Here is a 22,473-nt window from a genome sequence, read left to right on the forward strand (position 1 = left end):
TCTTTGTCAGACGTGGCGTTCTCAACAGTCACTCTCAAGGTACTGCCGCGCATGATCTCAGTCTGGCTGAGCGTGACAGGGCAAAGATCTGCTCCTCGTACTGACGGAGCTGTTGTTGTGAGGAGGAGGCAAAAGATCAGATACGGGAAGTGACGCATCCACATGTGCAGTTTCCCTCCTGATTCTACAGATCATAGCAGTGCTCCGGGTGGAAGGATGACATAAAGCTCCTGTGGACCCTCCACCGTTAGCCAATGCCAATTATACACAAGACTCGATAAAGGAAAGTCGAAAGGGAAGAGGATCCAGAGCAGGTGGGCCAGCCGTGGGATGAGAGGACAAAAAGGTGGTCGGGGGTGGATGCGCGGGTGGGGACAGGGAGAGTCGCTACAAACGTCCCCTCCCCCTTTGCGGGGGAGGGACAGGGTGGGGGGGAAGGTGCCACCGGATCAGAAGATGCCGGCTTCACCTACCCCCTGTCCCCCTCCCGTCAAGGGAGGGGGCAGGTCATGGTGAGGCGTCAGATGGCGTCGTTGTCCCTTTCACCGGTGCGGATGCGGACTGCGCCGTCCAGGGGGAGCACGAATATCTTGCCGTCGCCGATCTTGCCGGTCCTGGCGCTCGTCTCGATCGTCTCCACGACCTTCGTCACCATCTCGTCGGCAATGACGATCTGTATCTTCACCTTGGGGATGAAGTCGACCACGTACTCCGCTCCGCGGTACAGCTCGGTATGCCCCTTCTGCCTGCCGAACCCCTTCACCTCGGTTACCGTGAGTCCCTCTACCCCTATTTCCTGCAACGCGCCCTTCACATCGTCCAGCTTGAAAGGCTTGATAATGGCTTCCACAAGCTTCATTCTCTACCTCCGTCTAAACTATTGCCGCTACTTTATCGAGTCCTCGGGGTAGGCATCGATATGGTGGATGGAAAGGTCGGGGCCGGCGAATTCGTCTTCCTGGCTCAGGCGTATGCCGACGGTTTTGTTGAGTAGCGTGTAGACGACGAAGCCGCTCACCAGTGCAAAGACAAGGGCGGTGACGCTGCCGAGGAGCTGCGAGACGAAGCTCACCCCGCCCATGCCGCCGAGTTCCTTGTAACCGAAAATACCCGCGGCAATCCCGCCCCAGGTGCCGCAAATGCCATGCAAAGGCCAGACGCCGAGGACGTCGTCTATCCGGAGCTTGAACTGCTCCATCTCGAAGCCGTACACGAAGATCACCGCGGCGATCCCGCCGGTCAGGAAGGCTGCCAGCGGGTGCATCAGGTCGCTACCGGCGCATACGGCAATCAGCCCGGCGAGGGCGCCGTTGTGGATGAAGCCCGGGTCGTTCTTGCTGACCACCAGGGCAAAGAGGACGCCGCCGACCATGGCGAGCAGCGAATTTACCGCCACGAGTCCCGAGATCGCCTGCAGATGCCCCGCGCTCATCACGTTGAAGCCGAACCAACCCACGGCGAGGATCCAGGAACCGAGCGCCAGGAAGGGGATGTTGCTGATCGGGAGAGGGTGATTTTTGCCGCCGCGGAAACGGTCGGCGCGGGCGCCGAGGATCAGCACCGCCGGGAGCGCCAGCCAGCCGCCGATGGAGTGCACCACCACGGAGCCTGCGTAGTCGTGGAACTCCGCACCACCGATGCTCTTGAAGATCCCCTGCAGGATGGAGGCGTTTTTCCCCCAGATGAAGGACTCGAAAAGCGGATAGACGAGGCCGGCGAAAATGGCGCCTGCGACCACCTGCGGCCAGAACTTCGCGCGCTCGGCAATGCCGCCCGAGATGATGGCGGGGATGCAGGCGGCAAAGCACAGGAGGAAGAAGAAGTGCACCAGATCGTACCCCTGGGCACCCATCAGTTCGTTGGCGGGTTTCAGAAAGGAGATGCCGTAGGCTATGGGGAAGCCGACGAGGAAGTAGACGACTGTCGACACGGACCAGTCGGACAGGATCTTCACGAAGGCGTTGACCTGACTCTTCTTGCGAACGGTACCGACTTCAAGAAAGGCAAAACCGGCGTGCATGGCAAAAACCATGACCGCCCCAAGCATCAGAAACAGCACGTCCGTGCTGCTCCCCAAGTTAGCTGCCGTTGATACAGCATCCATCCAAAATACCTCCATTGGTATAGGTTTTTCCCGTCGTTGGGAAAGACGATTCGGATCTGCTTATGAATTCCGCAGCGCGTGAGCGTCGCCGCGAAGTGCCCGCTTTTATGCAACTTACCTGCCACTTAATGAGGCCCGTACCTGAGGCGTATTGCACAATAAAGTCAGCCACTTGCATCCATAGCGACGATTGATTACAGAGAGTTAACAGTATTGAGCATAGAAAGTAGGCAGAGGGGTGCCTCGATGCCGCTTTTTTAGGCAGAGGGATCGGTCAGGCGTGTGGGAACAGCTGTAAAGGCGGGGGTTATGGTGTAGCACGTCCCGACGGACGGGTTCTCAAGGCGAGGGACGCGAAGCGGCAGATGACTCTTTCAGCAGGGGAGATTTATGGCTCATGCGGAGGGGATATTGGTGGGGCGCTAGCTCTGACTCTCGGCCAGGCAACCTTCGATGGCGGAGAAAAGCTTGCCGAATTCGAGCGGCTTCAGCAGGTAATGGCAACAGCCGATCTCATTGAACCTGTCGACATACCCCTTTCCGCTATAGGCGGTGATAACGATGAGGTGGGCATCAGGAGTGATCGTTTTTATGGCGCAGGCCATCTCCAGCCCGTCCATCTCCGGCATGTTGATGTCGGTCAGCACGATGAAGGGCTTGTGCGTCTTGTACAGTTCCAGCGCCGTCCTTCCATTGTCCGCGCAGTAGGTGGTGACGTTGAACCGTCTTTGCACCGCGCTGCACAGGACCGCGCAGGCATCATTGTCGTCTTCCACAATCAATATCGAAGCTTCACTCCCCATTGTCATACCTCAATGATGAATTCGGCGCCGTCGCCCACGTTGCGGGCGGTCAGGCGCCCTCCCATATTCTTCTCGATGATCGTCTTTGACATGAAGAGCCCGATCCCCGTCCCCTTACCGCTCTCCTTGGTGGTGAAGTAAGGGTCAAAGATCTTCTCCACGATCTCCTCGGGGATACCCCCTGCGTTGTCCCTGATAGAGACTACGGCCTTCCCCTTCTCCGTCACCGCGCGGACGGTTACCAGCGGGTTCCCCACATTCCTCTCCAGGAGGACGTCTCTCGCGTTCATGAGTATGTTCAGGAGGACCTGGACATACTCATTCGGATAACCGTCTATCACCGGTGAGCCTTCAACCGTGACCTCCATCTTTATCCTCTGGCTCCTGAAACTCTGCTCTGTCAGAGATATCGTCCTGCTGATCACCTCATCGACCTGAAAAACTGTTCGCGCCCTGTCGGGGCCGGCGAAGGTGGTGAAGTCGTTTATGGTCTGCGAAAGGTGGCCAAGGATGCGCATCGTTTTTTCGACATGCAGCTGCAGCGCGTGGCGGTCGAGGCCGCCGCAGTCGAAGTCCATGGCGAGCTGCTGAGTGATGAGGCCGACCACGTTCAGGGGCTGGCGCCACTGGTGTGCGATGTGGCTGAGCATCTCCCCCATGGCGGCCAGCCGCCCCTGCTGGATCAGCATCCGGTCCTTCTGGCGCAACTCTTCCAGAGCCTGCAACCGGTTCTCCGATTCGACCTTCAGATCGTGAAATGCACCGTGCAGCCTCTCGTTTTGCCTCTCCAGCTCCTGCCGTATCTTCTCCAGTTCCTCTGTTCTCTCCGCGACACGCAGCTCCAGCTCCTCCTGGTTTTTGTGCAGCGCCTCCTCGGCGCGCCTGCGCTGGGCGATCTCCTTTTCGAGCTCCCGGTACGACCGCTGCAGATTGGCCGCCATGCTGTCGAAGGCGTTGGATACCTCGACGAACTCGTCGTCGCCTGACATGGAAATCCGGTGCTCGAGATTCCCCGCACCGATGGTCGCGGCTCCGTCTCTGAGGGCGGCCACCCGTCGGGTAACGGTCCGGCCGACGGTCCAGCCATTGACGAAGACGGCGACGGCGAGGAGCACAATCGTGCCGGCGATGCTCCCCCCGGCCATGGTGAGAGAGGATATCAGCTGCCTCCTCCCGGCCTGCTGCAGGTCCCGGGCGTGGATTACAGTTTCGTACGCCCTCATGATGATCTGCGTGTGCAGCCTCTCCTCCATCTCGCTATGTATGGCAGCCTGGGCAGGGGACAACGGCGCTGCGCCACTCGTCATGACGGCGGTGAAGAGCCTCTGCGTCGACTGATGGTCCTGCACCATCTCGACGATAATTGCCTTGTCTTCCGCACGCCAGAATTTCTCTTCGGCGATGTGCAACAGTCGCCCTATCTCCTGCTGTTTGGCCAGGAGCTGGATGCGCGCCCTTTCGCTCTTGGTGCGAAGATAGTCGTCACGCAAGGTGGAGCGCTCGAAGACGGAACTCACGATGGAATCGGCGACCTCCCCCGCCTTCATCGCCCTTTCGACCTGAAAAAGCATCGACAGGAGCACAAAGACGACGAGCCCCACAGCCAGGGCGGAGATTGAGACGGTAAGATTGAGCGCCTTTCTGACCTGCATCTTTTACCTCAGTATCTTTACCGCCTGGGGCTGGATCGCATCGAGCCCGCCCAGGTACAGGTTGTTCAGGTAGTTGGGGAGAGAGGCGCCGGGAACACCTCTGCCGGCCGCCCAGCGTGATTCATCCTCCAGCGCCAGTACCAGCGACTGGTCCAGAGTGACGCGGAAGGCCCCGCTCCAGGAGGATCTGATGACATCTACCGCGAATCCCGTCTGCTCCGCGACGCTTTCCTGCGCCTGCGCCGGCTCGCTCCTTACATACTCCTGCGCGCGCAGCAGCCCCCGGAGTACCTTGCGCACGACTTCCGGATTCTTCTGTACGTATGCGCTTCGCCCCACGACGGTGAACATTTCCCTGTAGATATCCTCGTCATAGAAGACCACCGCGCCCTCCCCGAGCCTCCGACGCGCCATTACCACATACGGATCGAAGGCGGCGACGGCATCGGCACTGCCGCTGGCAAGGGCATCGACCAGGGCATCCGGCTTCATGTCGACGATCTTCACCTCCTCCAGCGGGATGCCGTTGGAGACGAGAAAGACATCGAGAAAGAAGTGCGCCGTCGTTCCAAGAGGAACGGCGATTGTCTTCCCCCTCAGCCCGTACGGCGTGCGCACCCCGCTCCCCTTCCTCGTCACCACCGCGTGGCTCTTCCCGGAACTGTGGATGGTGGCGATTACGGAGACTTTCTGACCGTGCATAACTGCAAACATAACCGGGGTCTCAGCCACCGTGGCAAAGTCCGCGGTGCTGTCGATTACAGCCTGCAACGCAGGTTTGCCGTAGGCAAATCTCAACGGGACTATCTCCAGCCCCTCCTGCGCAAAGAACCCGCGCGCCTGTGCAACCTGGGCAAGAGCGGCGTAGGGGAGCGAGCTGAAGGCAACAGTCACCCGCTGAGAGGGGGGTCGGGGCTTAACGTGAACGGAGCGGTATCAGATGGCGAGGGCGAGCAGAGCCAAAAGAAGCAGGGGGACGATGAAACGCAACGGACGGAGCGCGGGGGATGGCGGCTGGTTCATCGACACCTGTCTCTGAAAAGGATGAAGTAGCCCGGGAGCGGTACTGGCTGTAGAGTGATAGATTCTCTCACATGACAGTGAAGCACACTCATACAACGGGGGTAAAGTGAGTACAATACATGAAATTCTACAAATAACAAGAGCCGGCGAAAATTTCGTCGGCTCCGTCCTCATCTGATCCAGAAAAATCCCCGCGACTCCCACTCTTTTTACAGTTGAATCCGCTCCGGGAGTACGCTCGACTCAACAGGCTTCACCCTCAGCCTGAAAAGCGCCAGTGAATGCGCTTCCAGGTCGTACACGTCCCCTACCCTCACCGTCAGGACCTCCGAGGAGGCCGGGTTCCTCACCAGGGGGGGCTCCACGAGGCTGTGCCGCCCCATGACGCTTTCCGCCGCGGCCGGGTTCGCGGTGTCCAGGACCAGTTCCCACTGTACGGTATCCCCCCGCCCCGGAATGACGAAGGGAACCTTCTCCACGTAGGCGTTGAGGAGAATGAGAAACGTATCGTCCAGGAGAAAGTTCCCCTCAGCGTCGACATCCTCGAGAGCGTCACCGGCCAGCCGCACCCCGAAGCAGCGCATGTTGAAATCGCTGCGGTCGAAGCTGACTTCATCGCCGGTGGAGTGGAACCAGGTGAGGTCCTTCACCTCGGAGGAGCGGACGTTTTTCCCCTGAAAGAAGTTGCGCCGCCGGAAAACCGGATGGTTGCGCCGGATCTGGATCATGAGCCTCGTAAAGTCAAAGAGGGCCCGCTTGGCGTCGTCGAGGTTCCAGTCGAGCCAGGAGAGCTCGTTATCCTGGCAGTAGGCGTTGTTGTTCCCCTGCTGGGTCCTGCCGATCTCGTCGCCGGCCTGCAGCATCGGGACCCCCTGCGACAGGAGAAGCGTCGCCAGGAAATTGCGCTTCTGCCGCTCCCTCAGCACGAGGATCGCCTCGTCTTCCGTCCCCCCTTCCGCGCCGCAGTTCCAGCTCAGGTCGTTGTCGGCGCCGTCCGTGTTCCCCTGCAGGTTCGCCTCGTTGTGCTTGCCGTTGTAGCTCACCAGATCGTGCAGGGTGAAACCGTCGTGGCAGGTGACGAAGTTGATGCTGGCGTAGGGGCGCCGCCCTTCCCGGCTGTACAGGTCGCTGGAGCCGGTAAGGCGGTAGCACATGTCATACATCTGCCCCTCGTCGCTGCGCCAGAAGCGCCTGGTGGTGTCGCGGTAGCGGCCGTTCCACTCGGTCCACAGCACCGGGAAGTTCCCGACCTGGTAGCCGCCGAGCCCCACGTCCCACGGCTCCGCGATGAGCTTCACCTGGGAGAGGACCGGGTCCTGGTGGATGATGTCGAAGAAGGAGGAGAGCTTGTCTACTTCGTGCAGCTCGCGGGCCAGCGCGGAGGCGAGATCGAAGCGGAAGCCGTCGACGTGCATATCCTGCACCCAGTAGCGCAGGCTGTCCATGATGAGCTGCAGCACCCGGGGGGTGTTCGTGTTGAGGGTGTTGCCGCACCCGGTGAAGTCGAGGTAGTAGCGCCGCTCCGGCATGAGATGGTAGTAGCTCGTGTTGTCGATGCCGCGGAAAGAGAGGGTCGGCCCCATGTGGTTTCCCTCGGCGGTGTGGTTGTACACCACGTCGAGAATGACTTCGAACCCCTCCTTGTGCAGCGTCTTCACCATGTACTTGAACTCGGCGACGTGCTTTCCGATGACGCCCGTGCTGGCGTACTGCACAGCCGGTGCGAAGTAGGCGATGGTGTTGTATCCCCAGTAGTTGGAAAGCCCCTGGTCCTCCAGGATGCGGTCTGAGATGAACTGGTGCACCGGCATGAGCTCGATCGCGGTCACCCCGAGCGACTTCAGATACGAGAGGGAAGCGGGGGCCACAACCCCCGAGTAGGTGCCGCGCTGCTCCGGGGCGATTTCCGGGTGGCGCATGGTGAACCCCTTCACGTGCATCTCGTAGATGATGCTCTCGTGGTACGGGGTGCGCAGGAGCTTGTCCCCTTCCCAGTCGAAGGTCTGGTCCACCACCACGCACTTCGGAAGGCGGCGGGCGCTGTCCCGCTCGTCGAAGGAGAGGTCCCCGCTCTCGTGCCCGATGGTGTACGAAAAGAGGCTGTCGTCCCAGGCCACCTCCCCCGCGATCGCCTTCGCGTACGGGTCGATGAGGAGCTTGTTCGGGTTGAAGCGCAGGCCGTCCTCGGGGCGGTACGGGCCGTGCACCCGGTAGCCGTACAGCTGCCCCGGCTGAATCTCACGCAGGTAGGCATGCCACACCTGGTCGGTGACCTCCGACATCTGGATCCGCGCGGACTCCGCCTCCGCGTCCGGGGCGTCGAAGAGGCACAGTTCCACCCGCTCGGCATTTTCCGCAAAAAGGGCGAAGTTGACGCCGAAGCCATCCCAGGTGGCCCCCAGCGGATACGGTTTTCCCGGCCAGATCTTCATAACTCCCTCCCGTGCAAAACGGCTGCGCCCTTTATCGCTTTTCCCTCTCCAAAAGTGCGACCGGAAATGCCCTCAGCACCTCGCCAAGGTCGATGGCTCCCTCCTTCGTCTCGTACTGGTCGCCGGTGATGACGTTTCTGTAGCGCACACCTTCCGACTCCGGCAGCATGAGACGCGAGCCGCCCCACACCCCCTCTCCCAGCGGCTTTCTTTTGCCGCTCAGGGTAAGGCGGGCGAAGAAGCGCGGCGCCACCACCAGCACTTCCTCCTCGTCGTGACGCCTGGAGAAGGCGCAGACCTCCTGGGCGCGGGCACCCGCCACCTCCAGAGGGGTATAGTTTCCGCTCCCGAAAAGCTCCTCGTGAGCCTTCCTGAATTGCAGCACCTTGGAAATCAGGAAAAGCTTCACTTTTCCGTCCTCCGGGTTTTCCGCGAGCCCCTGGGCGGTGGAGGCGCTCCCCTGCTGCGACATCGCGTCCTTCAACTCCGCCAGAAGGGCCGTGCGGTGCTCGAAATCGACCGGCTGCCTGTTGTCCGGGTCGACCAGCCTGAGATCCCACAGCTCGCTCCCCTGGTAGAAGTCCGGGACGCCGGGGCAGGTGAGCTTCAGGAGGGTCATGGAGAGGGACGCGTACATGCCGCACCAGGCGACCTGCCGGGCGAAGATCTTCGCGTCGTCGATGAAGGTGCGGTCAGCGAGCACCTCGTCCACAAACTGGCTCACCGCCTGCTCATACGGCTCGTTGGGGTTGATCCAGCTCGTGTGCTCCTTCGCTTCCCTGAGCGCCTTCTGCATGTACAGCTGGATTCTCTGCGTAAACCTCCCGAACTCCTCCGGATCGTCGTAATTGAGGGGCCAGGCGCCCATCAGGGTCTGGTAGAGGAGGTATTCCTTGTTGGCGTTGGGGATGACGTCGTTGTCCACGATCTTCTTGTGCCGGCGGTTCGCCTTGCTCCAGCGGGTGACCGCACCCGTCCATTCGTCGGGGATCTCGGTGAGGACGTTGATGCGGATGCGGGCGTCCTCGCTCCTTTTCGTGTCGTGCGTGGTGGTGGCGAGCAGTGCGTGCGGCACCGATTGCACCCGCTCCACGTTCTGGGCGTGGAACTCCTCGAGGGAAAGGCCGAAGCGGTCCGGGTCCCCTCCCACTTCGTTGAGCGAGATCAGGCGGTTGTACATGTAAAAGGAGGTGTCCTCCATCCCCTTCGCCATGACCGGGCCGGTGATCTGCTGGAAGCGCATGAGGAAATCGAGCCATTCGTGCTTCTGGTCGTCCTCCATGTCGGGGAGGAAGTTGAGGGTCAGGACGTCGCGCACGAAGTCGAAGACGGAGGGGTCGATCCCCTTGCTCTTTCGCAGCGCCTTGTTCACCGCAAGCTCGATATGCTCCCGGTCCGTCTCGGAGATCTGCAGCGAGTTCGTATAGGTGCGGTACACCGGGAAGAAGGCGATGACCTCGACGAGGGTCTTTATGAGGCTTTGCAGCGTGTAGTCGCGGGTATGCCTGTTGTTTTCCGCGATGGTGCTCAGGTGGTAGCCGAGGGTATTGATCTCGCTCGACATGGAGGCGTACATGATGAGCTTCTTCTTCTCGTAGAGAATGTCCTGGAACTTCGTCTGCAGCCCCGTGAAGGAGCGGTAGAAGCCGTCGAGGGTATCCTGGCTCCCCTGGTCGATGAAGAGCTGGCTTACGCTGTTTACGAAGGAGTAGCCGGTCTCCCCGTGGATCGCCCAGTCAGCCGGCACCCTTTCGGTCCCGAGAAGAATCTTTTCCCCCACGAGGTAAAACGGCTTGAAATCCGGGTCCTCCGCCAGGAGTTCGTGGAAGCGCTCCAGCATCTGCGCGTCGGTCTGGTCGTTCTCCTTTTTCTGCATCAACATCCTGCGGAAGGAGGCGTACTGCAGCTGATGGAAATACTTCACCGGGTTATACAGGCCGTCGGCGTGGTCGACGCGAAATCCGGCCACGTGACCCTGCTCCAGGAGGTCGAGAACGAGTGCGTGCACCTCGTCAAAGACGCTTGCCTCCTCCACCTTGATGGCGCCGAGCCCGTTGATGTCGAAGAAGCGGCGGTAGTTGATCTCCTCCGTCGCGACCCGCCAGTGCGCCACCCGGAAAGACTGCTGCTGCAGCAGGCGCTCCAGGAGTGCGAACGATGAGGGATCGGCCGTATCTCCGTTGTAGATCCTCACGTTCTCGTCGATAAAGGCCTTTACCTTTTCGCTGTCCCGATAGAGCTGCCACAGCCTCTTCTTCCCCACCTCCGCGTCGTCGTACCGTTTCTTCGTAAGCTCCGGATCGGTCTCCGTCTCCGAGGGCAAGGCGCCAAGGAGACCGATCACGCTTTGCAGCTGCCCGACCGTCTCGGGTGCGAGAGACTGCTGCAACTCCTCCATCCGGTGCGACAGGATAAGGGGATAGCTCCTGGGAGAAAGGGGGAAGTTGTGCTCGTAGTAGGCGACGGAAAAGCCGTCCGGCTGGTAGGTGACCTGGAGCTCCTGGCTCTCCAGGATCTTTCCGAACTGTGCTCCCAGCACCGGCAGGAGAACCTTGTCGGTCAGCTGGCGCTTCACCGGCGCCCAGTTGATGTCGAAGTAGCCGGCGTGCTGTGCGCTCTTGCCGTTTTCCAGGACGTCCTGCCACCACCTGTTGTCGCGGCACTCCACGCACATGTGGTTCGGCACGATGTCGAGGATCTGGCTCATGCCGTGCTTCTTCAGCGTTTCCAGGTACTCCCGGAACTCCTCCTCGGTACCTACCTCCGGATTTATGGAGCGGTGGTCCACGATGTCGTAGCCATGGAGACTGCCGGGCCTCGCCTTGAGATAGGGGGAGGCGTAGATGTGCGTGATGCCGAGCTCGGCGAGATAGGGGATCAGGGAGGTAACCGTCTTGAATCCGAGATCCTTATTGAACTGAAGCCGGTACGTCGCGACCGGTACGCAAGCCGTTGATTTTTCTGCTGGCATGGAAGCCCCCTTTTCTCGCAGCGGGGGCGCGACGATCTGTTCGCGCCGCCCGTCACATTAAAAAATACCAAATCCATATCGCTATTCAATGATGCAGCGGAGGACGCTCTCGGTGATGCGTCCTCCTGATTAGGCGGGAAAATATGGGAGGTTCAGAAGATGAGGGATGTACCTGCGGGCTAAAACGTCTGTCTGGCAGGCGTCCTATGGGGGTGGGCCGAGGGAAAGGTTGTGCGGTCGGGGGTCGGGGGCTAGGAAATCTCCCGCTCCGCCTCTGCAATGCTTTTTTCTATGGCGGAAAAGAGTTTCCGATGGTCCACCGGCTTGGGGATGCACTGCGTAATCCCCGCCTCCTTGCTTCTTGTCCTGTATTCCGGTATGTCACAATAGGCCGAAACAAGTATGATCTCCGCATCGGGCTGCAGGCGCTTTATTTCCGAGGCCATGGAGATCCCGTCGAGCACCGGCATCTGCATGTCTGTCAGGACCAGCTCCGGTTTGTGCTTCTTGTAGAGCTGCAGCCCCTCCAGGCCGTTCTCCGCGACAAGGAGCGTCATCTGCGGAAACTTCAGCGAGATCGCCTTGCTGATAAGCCCCCTGCCGACCGGGTCATCTTCTACATACAAAAGCGCCAGCTTTGCCATACCTGCTCCTTGTGGCGTCCCATGGGGACGGGAAGTGACTGGAATATAGCGGTACCAAAAGGAGAACCAATGCAACCAATTGCGGCAAGAATTCTTGCCAACGAAGACGTCGTAAGGGTGAGGGCGGAGATCCCCGAGGGGCATCTACATCTGCGCACCACCATCGAACTCGCCGACGGCACCTCCCTCACCTTTCAGGAAGCGACGATCGCTGCCATCGCCCGCGCCTACCTCGCAGTGAAGGCCGACCCGCTGCGGACCCGCATAGAGCTCACAGGACAAAAGGTGGCGCGGCGCAAGCGAGGGTACGCGGAGTGGCAGCTGCTGGAGGAGCCTTGAGCGGCAGACTCTTCTCCCCGGATCACGCTACTCCTCCACATCCGGCGGCGCCTCCGGATTCGGCTCCCCTCTGAAGGTCCAGTAAAGGAATATGAGCGACGGGACAAGTACAAGGCTTCCCACCGGCACCACGACAAGAAAGGCGACCAGAGCCTCGCGGGGGGCAGCGGCGGCGGAGAGCGTGAGGGTGCCGATCAGGAGATCGGGATAAATAGCGGCAGCAAAACCTGCGATCGTTGCCGCCACAGTCCCCGCCCCGAAAAACTGGGCCCAGAGGTAGCGGCGACGCCAGAGCGCCCCCTGGGTGGCGATCCCTCCGGCAACCGCGAGGCAGACGACGGCAACGACCCACGGTCTGAAGAGGCGGTCGGCAAAGAGAGGCGCGCTGAAGCGTGCAACCGGTATCTGCAGCGCCGTGACGACGCCGAGAACGATGCCGGCAAGGATGCCGCGAATGCGGAAATCATCCTGCAGATCCCCCTTTGTGCGCACCGTCATGTACAGCGGCGCGAGGTAGGCGCATACGGCGACTCCGATGACGCCGCCGGTGAGGTTGAAGGGCGTGACCCAGGACCAGAGCGGCGGGCGGACCTGCGAGCTTGCCGCATAGATCGTCCCGGACGCGGCGGCGGTGACGGAAACCCCGAGAGCAAAGGGGGTGAGGACGCTGGAGATCTCGAAAAAACGCGCCAGCACAGGGACGCCTGTCCCCGTCTCCTTTCCGAAGTGGCGGAAGGCAAAGGCGGCACCGCGGAAAGTGATCCCCACAAGGGCGATGGTCAGCGGCACAAGGAGGGTCGTGCACAGGTCGGCGAACCCCTTCGGGAAGGCGGTGAAGAGGGTCACCACCACGAAGATGAGCCAGACGTGGTTCGTTTCCCATACCGGCCCGATGGCGTCAAAGAGCTTCTCCCGCTGCGCCCGCGCCCGCGGGCCGGAGGAGAGCGCCGTCCAGATTCCGCCGCCGAAGTCGGCGCCGGCAAAGACGGCGTACATGACGAGGCCGAGAAAGAGGACCCCTGCCGCCAGCAGCTCAAGGCGCACCATAAGGCCCCTCCCCCGGACCGCCCCCTGCGGGCTCGCCGCCCAGAAGTAGCTTCAGCAGTCCTGCAGTCAATGCCAGGTACACCAGAAGAAAGAGCAGAAAGATGGGGCCTATCCCCGGGCTCACCGTCACCCCCTGCTCCGTGCGCAGAAAACCGACCACCACCCACGGCTGCCGCCCGAACTCCGTCACCATCCACCCCGCCTCCAGCGCGATCATCCCGAACGGTCCGGCAAAGAGAAGTGACCACAACGACCACTTGTCCAGGGGAACCTCCCGGTGCCGCAGGCGCCGCCACCAGAAGCGGCAGGCAGCAACGAACATGACGAAGAAGGAGCCGACCATCAGGTCGAAGAAGGGGTGCACCAGACGGGGATCGGGCACGTCTGAGGCTGGAAAGGCGTCGAGCCCTTCCACCACTGCGTTCAGGTCGCGGTGCGCGAGGAAGCTCAAGAGTTTCGGCACCTCGAGGCCGAAGTGCACCTCCCCCGTCGCGGGATCGGGCCATCCCCCCATCACCAGAGGTGCTCCTCTGGAAGTCTTGAAATGAGCCTCCATGGCGGCAAGCTTCGGCTTTTCATGCTGGGCCACGAAATAGGCTGCCCAGTCTCCGGAGAGGAACATGAGCGGCAGGCAGATCGTCCCCACGGCCAGGGAGAGGGTGAGGGCGCGCTTCCCGTCCTCGTCGATGCGGCCACGCAGGAAGCGCCAGGCGTACATCCCGGAAAGAGCGAAGGCTGTGGCGACATAGGCGGCGATCGTTCCGTGCAGCGCCTGGTGGGGCCAGGCGGGGTTGAAGAACGCCTTCAACGGCTGCACCTGCGCCGGGACCCCGTTCACCAGCCTGAACCCTGCAGGGGTATTCATCCAGGAGTTCGCGCTGATGACAAAGAGCGCAGAGGTGGCCGCCGCCACGGTAAGGGGGATGGTGCACAGAAAGATCGCCCTGCGCGACAGCCTCCTCTCGCCGTAGCTGTACAAGGCGAGAAAGATCGCCTCGGTAAAGAAGGCGAACCCCTCCATGGAGAAGGCAAACCCCACCAGGGGACCGCTGAACTCCATGAAGCGGGGCCACAGGAGCCCGAGCTCGAAGGAGAGAATGGTGCCGGAGACAGCACCGACGGCGAAGAGGACGGCGGCGGGGCGGATCCAGCCGCGGGCGATGCGGTGGTAACTGTCGTCGCCACTGGAAAGGGAGAGTCCCTCGGCCATCATCAACATGAAAGGGAGCCCGATCCCGATGGTGGCGTAGATGATGTGAAACGCCAGGGAGATTCCCATCAGCGCGCGGGCAGACAGCAGGTTGTCCATACCTCTTCCTCTCTTTTTTCCCTACCCCATCCTCACCGCGAGCATGGAGACGGAGCCCCCATCGACCCCTTCGACCGGAAAGGTGATGCGATCCTTCTCCTTGCGGGCCCCCAGGACATACAGGAGGGGGAGGTAGTGGTCCGGCGTCGGGACGGAGAGCATGGCGTCGCGCCCGAGCTCCTCGTAGGAGACCAGCTGGGGATCATCGCCTGCGACCAGCAGCTCTCGCACCCGCTCCTCAAATCGCGCCGCCCACTCGTACGGCTTTCCCCCACCCTCCCCCCAGGCATAGGAATGCAGGTTGTGCACTAGGTTGCCGCTGCCGAGGAGGAGAACCCCTTCGTCGCGCAGCGGCAGGAGGCGCTTGCCAAGGGCGTAGTGGAAGGGTGCCGGTTGCCGCTCGTCGATGCTCAGCTGTACGACAGGTATGGAGGCATCCGGAAAGAGGTGCTTGAGCACCGACCACGTCCCATGATCGAGTCCCCAGCTTTCATCCAACTCCGCGGATACCGGAGCGAGAAGCTCTTTCACCCGTTCGGCAAGTCCGGGGCTCCCGGGAGCAGGGTAGTGCACATCGTAGAGCTCCTGGGGAAAGCCGCCGAAATCATGGATAGTGCGCGGAGCCGCATTCGCCATCACGGCGCAGCGCGGGATGTACCAGTGGGCTGAGATGGAAAGGATAGCCGACGGGCGGCGGAGGGATCTTCCGATCTTCTCCCATCCGCGGGTGTAGCTATTTGTGTAGAGAGCGTTGAGTGGGTTGCCATGCCCCACGAAAAGAGCCGGCATTGTTGCGGCCATGCTTCCCCCTCCTTGTCATTCAAAAACACCGACAGCTGCAATACCACTGGAGTTTACCATGAACTTCGGAGGAAGCCCGTCCTGTGGCTATTTCAGCGGCAGAAACCGTCAAATTGACACCTTTTAATCCGGTATGTTACGCTGCTGATGGAGACAAACCTAAAGCCGACGCGTTACATCCGGGAGCCACATCATGAGACGTTATCTTCTGCTGGTTGGCCTGCTCCTCATGGCACTGACCTCTGCATGCAGCTCAAAGGGAGGGAGTGCTGCAGGCGGAGCATTGGGAGGAGCGGCAGTAGGCGCGGGTGCCTATGAGTACGTCCACCACCGCAACATGCAGCAGGTGGAAGACGATTACAAGGCGGGAAAGATTACGAAAGAGGAGTATGAGATAAGAAAGGACCAAATCAAGAAGGATTCCCTCCTTCAGTGAAGGCGAGCTCCACTAAAAGATATTCCGCAGCTTCAAGCGCAGTCACAAAAGCCGCTCCACCGAGAGCGGCTTTTGTGCTTTCCGGTTCTGCGTTCAAATTAATTAATACGGCCCACCCCACTCGCACTACCTCATATGAAGCAGAAACTTGAGGTTTTGCGGCAAGGCGGAAGGAAATTCGTTGCCGCGTAACGACACCAACTGCCCGTAAAACTGCTATTTTCCGCAGCAGATAAAGTTGGCATTCGAGATGCACTGTCCCGTAGAGCAGCAGCAATCAACCCACAATTTTGAGAGGAGTCACACATGAAGAAAGTTTTGTCCAGCATCGTTGCAGCCCTGGTAGCCGTTTCTTTCGCTGGCGTCGTGTTCGCACAGGACGCGACTGCTCCTGCAGGTGGAACTTCCGATACTTCCGCTCCGGCTGCTGAGACCCAGAAGGCTGAGAAGAAGGCCACCAAGAAACACAAAAAACATAAAAAAGCCAAGAAGGCGAAGAAGTCCGAGAAGAAGGAAGAAAGCGGCGCTGCCGGTGGCACTTCTACTCCGGCTGAAGCACCGGCTTCCAAGTAATTTCGACCTTCTCCAGAAACAGGCCGAGCAAAAAGCCGCATCAATCGATGCGGCTTTTTCTTTGCGCCTACGTCTTGTTCTCGTTCCCAAGGTCACCTTGGGAACGCACTTGCCTGCAAAGCTCCAGCTTTGCATCCGCATCAGCAAATAGCCCCTCCCCCAGATAATTCAGCATACTAAATCTGCCTTTCGTTGCGTCACCCTTCCCCCCAATCTAAGATTTAGTAAGGAAGGCACTCCTCATCAATGAAGGGACCTATCAATGAATAAAAGAGCCATCTCGCTGCGCGCGGAACATGCGCTGAAAACGGTCACGCCCCTTCTGCAATTCTTCTCCGAGTCGCGCTGGGCAAAGCGGTTTGGAACCCCCGGCATCTGTGACTTCACCATCGGCAACCCGCACGAGATGCCGATGCCGGCCTTTGTCGACGCGCTGAAACACTCAGTGGAGCCGCAGGACCGATACTGGTATGCATACAAGATGAATGAGGAAAATCCGAGGAGGGTCGTAGCGGCATCGCTGAAAAAGTGGCGGGGGATGGAGTTCGAGGTGGAGGACATCTTTCTTACCAACGGCGCCACCGGGGCCCTCGCCGTCGTCTTGCACACCATCGCCGACGCCGGGAACGAAGTTATATACACGACGCCGTCCTGGTTTCTCTACGACTCCATCATCATAAACACCGGCGCGGTACCGGTACCGGTGAAGGCTCTTCCGGACTCCTTCGACCTCGACCTGGACGCCATCGAGGAAGCGATCACCGAAAAGACCTCCGCAGTCATCGTAAACTCACCGCACAACCCGACCGGCAGGGTCTACTCCGAGAGGACACTCCGCGCACTCTCCGCAATCCTCTCCAGGGCGAGCGCCCGATACGGGCACAGCGTGTACCTCATCTCGGACGAGGCGTACGCCCGCATCATCTTCGACGGCATGGACTTTCCAAGTCCCGCTGCCTTCTATGATCGCACCATCGTCGTGTACACCTACGGAAAAACGCTCCTGACGCCGGGGCAGCGGATAGGGTACCTCGCCCTCCACCCGGCGATGCCGGAGCGGGCTCAGCTCAGGAAGGCGATCTGGTCCCAGCAGATGTTAAACAGCTGGGCCTTCCCCAATGCCCTCATGCAGCACGCCCTCGGTGAACTCGACAACATCGCCATCGACGTGGAGGGTCTGCAGCGCAAGCGCGACCTGGTGGTGCGGGAGCTTTCCTCCATGGGGTACCGGATGAGGCCGCCGGAAGGAACTTTCTACTGCCTGATCCGCTCCCCCCTCGCCGATGACCGCGTCTTTGTCGACATGCTCGCCGAACACGACGTCTTCTGCATCCCCGGGAGCCTCCAGGGAGCGGAAGGTTATTTCCGCCTCTCCCTCACCGGAAGCGAAGAGATGATCGGAAAGGCCCTCCCCATCTTTCGGCAGGTGCTGCAAGAGGCGAGATCCTCCGCACGTGCGGCCGCGCCACATCTTCAGCCCGGGTAGCGCCCGCCATTGACGTTTATGGTCTGTCCTGTGATATAGCCGTTGCACGCCAGCATGACAGCGACCGCGGCGATCTCTTCTGCCGTTCCGAGACGCCCCACCGGCACGCTTTCCGGTTTGAGGAGAGGCAATGCTGCGGCCATCTCCGTGTCTATCGCCCCCGGCGCGATGGCGTTCGCGGTTATCCCCTCATTGGCAAGATACGCGGCGTAGTAGTGGGTGAGCCCTATGATCCCGGCCTTCGACGCGGCGTAATGCATCCCCACCACCCCGCCGACCTGTGCGGCCACTGAAGAGATGCTGATGATCCTCCCCCAGCGGGCCCCCCTCATGCCGGGAAGGGACGCCTGCGTCACCAGGAACGCCCCTTTCAGATTCACCGCAAGGACCTCGTCCCAATCCCCTTCCGTGATCTCGTCCATGGTGCGCATCTGCGCTATGCCGGCGTTGTTGACGACGATGGAGATGGCACCCAGCTCCCGGTGGATACCCTCCACCGCGGCACTGACCTCTGCCGAGCGGGAGACGTCGCAGTGAAGTGCAACGCCGCGCCGCCCCAGGCTCCTGATGGCATCCCTCACCTGGTACGCGGCCGCCTCGTTACTCCTGTAGACGATCGCCACATCGGCACCCGCTTCCGCGAGCGCGCAGGCTATGGCGCGCCCGATGCCGCGCCCCCCTCCGGTGACAAGCGCGGTCTTCCCGTTCAACGGCAGGGACTTCTTCTGCTCTGCCATAACGACCTCCTGTGCAATCGGTGAGTCCCGTCAGAACAACCTGACGACGACGAAAAGACCGACCATGGCGATTCCGATGGCGAGCTTCCCGGCGACCCCGAGCGCCATCCCCACCACCGTCCCGATTCCAGCCCTCGTGGCGTGGTGCAGGGTCCGCTGCTGCGACAATTCCCCGAGGACCGCGCCCAGAAAGGGGCCGAGGATGATGCCGGGGATACCGAGGAAGATTCCGATGGCCCCACCGATGGCGGCTCCGGTCATCGCCTTTCGGGAGCCGCCGAACTTTTTCGCCCCGAAGATGGAGCTGAAGAACTCCACGAGGTAGGTCAGGGCCGCCATGACGGCGAGGGCCGAGAGGGTCCAGACGCCGACGTAGCGGAAGTCTTCAGCCCAGGCGGCGCAAAAAAGGCCGGCAAAGAGGAGCGGCGCACCGGGCAAAACCGGCAGAAGGAGCCCGGCGAGCCCGAGCACGGTGAGGACGATTCCGATGCTCCACAGGATGATTGATTGATCTGACATAGTAAGCTCCGCACCGAAAGTCATCTCGCATCATCGGAGAGGCTCCCCCTCCCTTGACGGGAGGGGGACAGGGGGTGGGTGAAGCTGCCATCTGCTGGAGTGGTCGCGCCTTCCCCCCCACCCTAACCCTCCCCCGCAAGGGGGGTGGGGACTGTCCGGCGGATGCCGGAAATACGCTAACCCTATTTTTCGGGGTGCCAGTCCTGCATATGTCTTCCATGCGTCTTCAGGTAGGCGCCGTCGTTAAAGAAGGCGTCGTAGAAGTCCAGGTCGAGGTGGTGCGCCTGCAGGTACATGAGGACAAAAATGGAGGGGACCGTGGCCGGGAACTTGCCGAAGGTCTCGTAGAGATACTGGGCCTGGTGCGCGACGCAGGCGCGGAATCGTTCCTCATGCACCTGGGCGGCGGAGCGCACCCTGCGGCTGTCTTTCCAGGGGCCGGGTGTCTCCGGATTGAACGGCCCGCCCGCTCCGAACTTTCGCTCGCAAAGCGCCTCTACCGCTACCCGCATGTCACCGTGATGCGGCGGGCAGTACCCCTCCATCACCCCCTCAAGACCGGTGGGATTGGCGTAGGGCCAGCGCTCGTCGGTGTCGAAGCGGAAGCCGAGCCCCTTCACGGAGGGGTCGCCGCTGGCGCCGAGCATGGCGAAGGGATCGATCCCGTTGAACATCCATCCACCGAGCCCCATCGCCTGCAGCATGAGAACCCCCGCGTAGCAGCTCGTCCCGAGCTCGACGCTCAGTTCTGCCATCGACCACTGCTCCACGAAGGTGAGGGGCCAGACGTTTTGCACGTCGACGATATCGCTGTACCTCTCGATCCCGGGGATCGGCCTCCCGTTGATGTCGTCGTGGAGCACGAGGCCGTTTTGCAGCATGTAGCAGAGGTTGAGAAGAACATGCTGCGAAAGGTCCCCCACCGGTATCACCACCAGCGTCGAGGGCTTGTTGAAGACCCACGTATTGTGCGGCTCCGTGAACGGCACCTCCGACGGAAAGAGAAGCCTGCCGTCCTGGATCTTGCGGATTCGCCCACGTACGTTGGCGACGAACGCCTCGAGGCTCAGTTCCCCCTCCGCCCCCCTCTCAGCAAAGGCAGGGGCGTCACGCATCTCGAGGGTATAGACACCGTCATCGTCGGTGAAGAAGGTCTGGCTGGTGTGAAACCCCGCGGCTGACGGAAAGGTACGCCCTCCTGCCGCACCTGCGTAGTTGGAGAGGTGCGGGGCATAGCGGGCGGCGCGATAGATCATGTGATGCCAGCTCGTGTTGCCGCCGCAGGCCGATACCACCAGCATCTTTTCCAGCTCCGAAAGAGCGTGCGGCAGCTGCCGCGACTTGAACGCCAGCACCCCGTCCGGTATTTCCGCTCCCATGAAGAAGCGCCTGGAACGCCGCCCCAGCAAAGCCTCCACCACCCCGAAAGAGAGCATCTCCCGGAAGCCTCGATCAGCCCCACCCTTTTCCATACGGTCCTCCTCCCCTGCAGCTCCGCGTCCCCTTTCAGCGGAAAGGGCGCGTCGTCCGGCTTCTGCAAGGATATCAGCAATGAAAGGGGGGAGAAAGTCACCGAAAATGAGTTACATTCTACGTAGCGATCACCATTGCACCTGAACCGACTACTACAAAACACGAGGTCCCAATGAAGATAGAAACCTCCTCCGCTTCTCCGCTCGAACATGGAACACCGGCGCTGGTGATAGGGTACTTCCAGGACGCCAAAGGGGAACTCTTTTCCCAATGCGACGCCGCCCTCGACGGACTGCTCGAAAGGCTCGCGGCGACAAAGGAACTGAACGGCAAGCACAACTCCACGCGGCTGATCCACACCATGGGGCGCCTCCCTGCCGAGCGGCTCCTCCTTGTGGGGCTCGGAAAGCAGGGGGAGCTCACGGGCGAGCGCCTGCGCCAGGGGGCTGGCAACGCAATGCAGGCGTTGCGCGGCGTCCGCGTCGCCTCCTTCGCCTCCGCGCTGCACCTCTCCGGCACCAGCGACAGTGCTGTGGAGGCGGTCTGCACCGGGGCTCTGCTGGGAAGCTACACCTTCGACGCCTACAAGACAAAGGAGAAAGAGGAGCGCTTTTCCTTCGACACGATGACCATCCTTTTTGCCGAGGGGGGCAACGAAGGCGCACACGCCGCCGTTCAGCGGGCGGAGGCGATCTGCAACGCGGTGCAGCTCACCCGCAACCTGGTCTCACATCCGGGAAACGTGGTCACTCCCGCCTACCTCAGTGCAACGGCGCGGGAGCTCTCGGAGCGCTACGGCCTCGGGTGCCGCGTGCTGGAGATGGACGAGCTGAAGGAACTGCGCCTGAACGCACTGATAGCGGTGGGAAAGGGCTCCGTCGAGCTGCCGCGCCTCGTCACCCTCGAATATCGGGGGGGAGAGGAGAAAGATCCTCCGGTCGTGCTGGTTGGTAAAGGGGTCACCTTCGACTCCGGCGGGATCTCCATAAAACCGGGGCAGGGAATGGAGGCGATGAAGATGGACATGGCGGGAGCGGCGGCCGTACTCGGCACTCTGCAGGCGGTCGCGGAGATGAAGCTCGCCGTGAACGTGGTGGGGATCATTCCGACAGCGGAGAATATGCCGGACAGCAACGCCTTCAAGCCGGGCGATGTCCTTACCGCCATGTCGGGGACTACCATAGAGATCACCAACACCGACGCAGAGGGGAGGCTCATCCTCTGCGATGCGCTGCACTACGCCCTTACCAACTACAAGCCGTCGCTCATGATCGACCTCGCCACCCTGACCGGCGCCTGCGTCGTCGCGCTGGGGCACGAGGCGAGCGGGATCATGGGAAACAACGCGGAGCTTGTAGAGGCGCTGAAGGGTGCGGGGGAGCGGTGCGGCGAGCGGATCTGGGAGCTCCCCCTGTGGGATGAGTACGGGGAGGCGATGAAAAGCGAGATCGCCGACCTGAAAAACGCCGGCAGCCGCGACGGGGGCACCATCAACGCCGGGTGGTTCCTGAAGCAGTTCGTCGGCAGCACGCCGTGGGCGCACCTCGACATCGCCGGCACCGCCTGGACGGACAAGGCCCGCCCCTACACCCCGAAAGGAGCGACCGGAGTCGGGGTCAGGCTCCTCATCGAATACCTCTCCAGCAAGTAAGGTTCCGAGGGTGGAACAGGGAACGCTGGCCGCCGCCGGCTGCGTTCCTTGTGCCATACCTTCTGCCCCCATCTGCAAAAACCCGCCTTTTTCAGCCACTTGCAACGACTCGGGATTCTCCCCCCTCCGGACCTCCCGATGCCGTCCGCCCCTCAGGAAGGACGCACGCAGCCGCCAAAGGACGGGCCCCTGCGCCATATCGCTGCCTGTTTCCGCCAAATCACCGGGCATTCCGTCTGCACTTCCCGTTCTTTCCGCTGTCACGACGCAGGAAACGGAATATATTCATTTTTTTATATAGATTACCATTCATATAAATACCTATTTTTATTTCAATTTGTTTACATGGTCTAATCCTCCCGTCACCTCACCGTCTCCCCCCCATCATTTTCCCGTCATCAATGGCGTTCGCATTGCAGTCGCTGGCTATCCCTCTCCGGCTCCCGACCACCGGCGCCAACGGGAAATTCAGG

General features: G+C 61.2%; 18 protein-coding genes and 1 pseudogene. 5 read left to right on the top strand and 14 right to left on the bottom strand.

Translation table 11 applies throughout. From position 1 onward, the window contains the following. Window positions 1-520 precede the first annotated feature (520 nt). From LPW11_RS21565 to LPW11_RS21600, 8 genes and pseudogenes are all read right to left on the bottom strand, one after another. A complete protein-coding gene (locus tag LPW11_RS21565) occupies window positions 521-859 on the bottom strand; it encodes a P-II family nitrogen regulator (RefSeq protein ID WP_230995927.1) in 339 nt (112 codons plus the stop codon). Between the two features lie 27 nt (window positions 860-886). After that, entirely contained in the window at window positions 887-2,104 is a 1,218-nt protein-coding gene (locus LPW11_RS21570; protein ID WP_230995928.1) for an ammonium transporter, read from the bottom strand. 422 nt (window positions 2,105-2,526) lie between these two features. Continuing rightward, window positions 2,527-2,907, bottom strand: coding sequence for a response regulator (locus LPW11_RS21575; RefSeq protein ID WP_230995929.1), 381 nt, complete (start codon window positions 2,905-2,907; stop codon window positions 2,527-2,529). Between the two features lie 2 nt (window positions 2,908-2,909). Then, window positions 2,910-4,559, bottom strand: coding sequence for a sensor histidine kinase (locus LPW11_RS21580; protein WP_230995930.1), 1,650 nt, complete (start codon window positions 4,557-4,559; stop codon window positions 2,910-2,912). Window positions 4,560-4,562: 3 nt separating this feature from the next. Further along, window positions 4,563-5,456: pseudogene (locus LPW11_RS21585) on the bottom strand (ABC transporter substrate-binding protein); the annotation flags it as partial. Between the two features lie 335 nt (window positions 5,457-5,791). Beyond that, window positions 5,792-8,014 carry a glycogen debranching protein GlgX gene (gene glgX / locus LPW11_RS21590; RefSeq protein ID WP_230995932.1) on the bottom strand — a complete coding sequence of 741 codons (2,223 nt, stop codon included), beginning with the start codon at window positions 8,012-8,014 and terminating at the stop codon, window positions 5,792-5,794. Between the two features lie 31 nt (window positions 8,015-8,045). Next, a complete protein-coding gene (gene treY, locus LPW11_RS21595) occupies window positions 8,046-10,985 on the bottom strand; it encodes a malto-oligosyltrehalose synthase (RefSeq protein WP_230995933.1) in 2,940 nt (979 codons plus the stop codon). Window positions 10,986-11,236: 251 nt separating this feature from the next. After that, a complete protein-coding gene (locus tag LPW11_RS21600; RefSeq protein WP_230995934.1) occupies window positions 11,237-11,629 on the bottom strand; it encodes a response regulator in 393 nt (130 codons plus the stop codon). A 69-nt stretch (window positions 11,630-11,698) separates the two neighbouring features. On the opposite strand from LPW11_RS21600, the gene LPW11_RS21605 reads away from it, so the two are divergent. Further along, complete coding sequence (locus tag LPW11_RS21605) at window positions 11,699-11,968, top strand: hypothetical protein (protein WP_230995935.1); 270 nt, start codon at window positions 11,699-11,701, stop codon at window positions 11,966-11,968. Between the two features lie 27 nt (window positions 11,969-11,995). Here the strand turns inward: LPW11_RS21605 and LPW11_RS21610 are convergent, their stop codons facing one another. The 3 genes from LPW11_RS21610 to ygiD are packed head-to-tail and all read right to left on the bottom strand — an operon-like array spanning window position 11,996 to window position 15,125. Further along, window positions 11,996-13,015, bottom strand: coding sequence for a cytochrome d ubiquinol oxidase subunit II (locus LPW11_RS21610; protein ID WP_230995936.1), 1,020 nt, complete (start codon window positions 13,013-13,015; stop codon window positions 11,996-11,998). Continuing rightward, window positions 13,002-14,324, bottom strand: coding sequence for a cytochrome ubiquinol oxidase subunit I (locus LPW11_RS21615; protein WP_230995937.1), 1,323 nt, complete (start codon window positions 14,322-14,324; stop codon window positions 13,002-13,004). Before LPW11_RS21615 ends, LPW11_RS21610 begins: the two co-directional genes overlap by 14 nt. A 21-nt stretch (window positions 14,325-14,345) precedes the next feature. After that, window positions 14,346-15,125: a 4,5-DOPA dioxygenase extradiol gene (gene ygiD, locus LPW11_RS21620; RefSeq protein WP_230995938.1), complete on the bottom strand. Its 780-nt coding sequence runs from the start codon at window positions 15,123-15,125 to the stop codon at window positions 14,346-14,348. A 193-nt stretch (window positions 15,126-15,318) separates the two neighbouring features. On the opposite strand from ygiD, the gene LPW11_RS21625 reads away from it, so the two are divergent. The 3 genes from LPW11_RS21625 to LPW11_RS21635 all read left to right on the top strand — a co-directional run bounded on the left by LPW11_RS21625 (window position 15,319) and on the right by LPW11_RS21635 (window position 17,620). Further along, complete coding sequence (locus tag LPW11_RS21625) at window positions 15,319-15,561, top strand: hypothetical protein (RefSeq protein WP_230995939.1); 243 nt, start codon at window positions 15,319-15,321, stop codon at window positions 15,559-15,561. Between the two features lie 306 nt (window positions 15,562-15,867). Next, the gene (locus LPW11_RS21630; protein ID WP_230995940.1) at window positions 15,868-16,134 is read left to right on the top strand and encodes a hypothetical protein; all 267 of its coding nucleotides are present in this window, start codon (window positions 15,868-15,870) and stop codon (window positions 16,132-16,134) included. A 262-nt stretch (window positions 16,135-16,396) separates the two neighbouring features. Further along, window positions 16,397-17,620, top strand: a complete 1,224-nt coding sequence (locus LPW11_RS21635; protein ID WP_230995941.1) for an aminotransferase class I/II-fold pyridoxal phosphate-dependent enzyme — start codon at window positions 16,397-16,399, stop codon at window positions 17,618-17,620. Here LPW11_RS21635 and LPW11_RS21640 read toward each other — a convergent pair. From LPW11_RS21640 to LPW11_RS21650, 3 genes are all read right to left on the bottom strand, one after another. Then, window positions 17,608-18,357, bottom strand: coding sequence for an SDR family oxidoreductase (locus tag LPW11_RS21640; RefSeq protein WP_230995942.1), 750 nt, complete (start codon window positions 18,355-18,357; stop codon window positions 17,608-17,610). The genes LPW11_RS21635 and LPW11_RS21640 overlap by 13 nt on opposite strands. 30 nt (window positions 18,358-18,387) lie before the next feature. Then, a complete protein-coding gene (locus tag LPW11_RS21645; protein ID WP_230995943.1) occupies window positions 18,388-18,876 on the bottom strand; it encodes a DUF456 domain-containing protein in 489 nt (162 codons plus the stop codon). Between the two features lie 182 nt (window positions 18,877-19,058). After that, window positions 19,059-20,348, bottom strand: coding sequence for a hypothetical protein (locus LPW11_RS21650; protein WP_230995944.1), 1,290 nt, complete (start codon window positions 20,346-20,348; stop codon window positions 19,059-19,061). A 173-nt stretch (window positions 20,349-20,521) separates the two neighbouring features. Here LPW11_RS21650 and LPW11_RS21655 point away from each other — a divergent pair, with 173 nt between their 5' ends. Further along, window positions 20,522-22,000 (top strand): leucyl aminopeptidase, encoded by a 1,479-nt coding sequence (locus LPW11_RS21655; RefSeq protein ID WP_230995945.1) that lies wholly within the window; start codon window positions 20,522-20,524, stop codon window positions 21,998-22,000. The last annotated feature ends 473 nt before the right edge of the window (window positions 22,001-22,473 follow it).

The sequence above is a fragment of the Geomonas sp. RF6 genome, assembly GCF_021044625.1.
Taxonomy (GTDB): domain Bacteria; phylum Desulfobacterota; class Desulfuromonadia; order Geobacterales; family Geobacteraceae; genus RF6.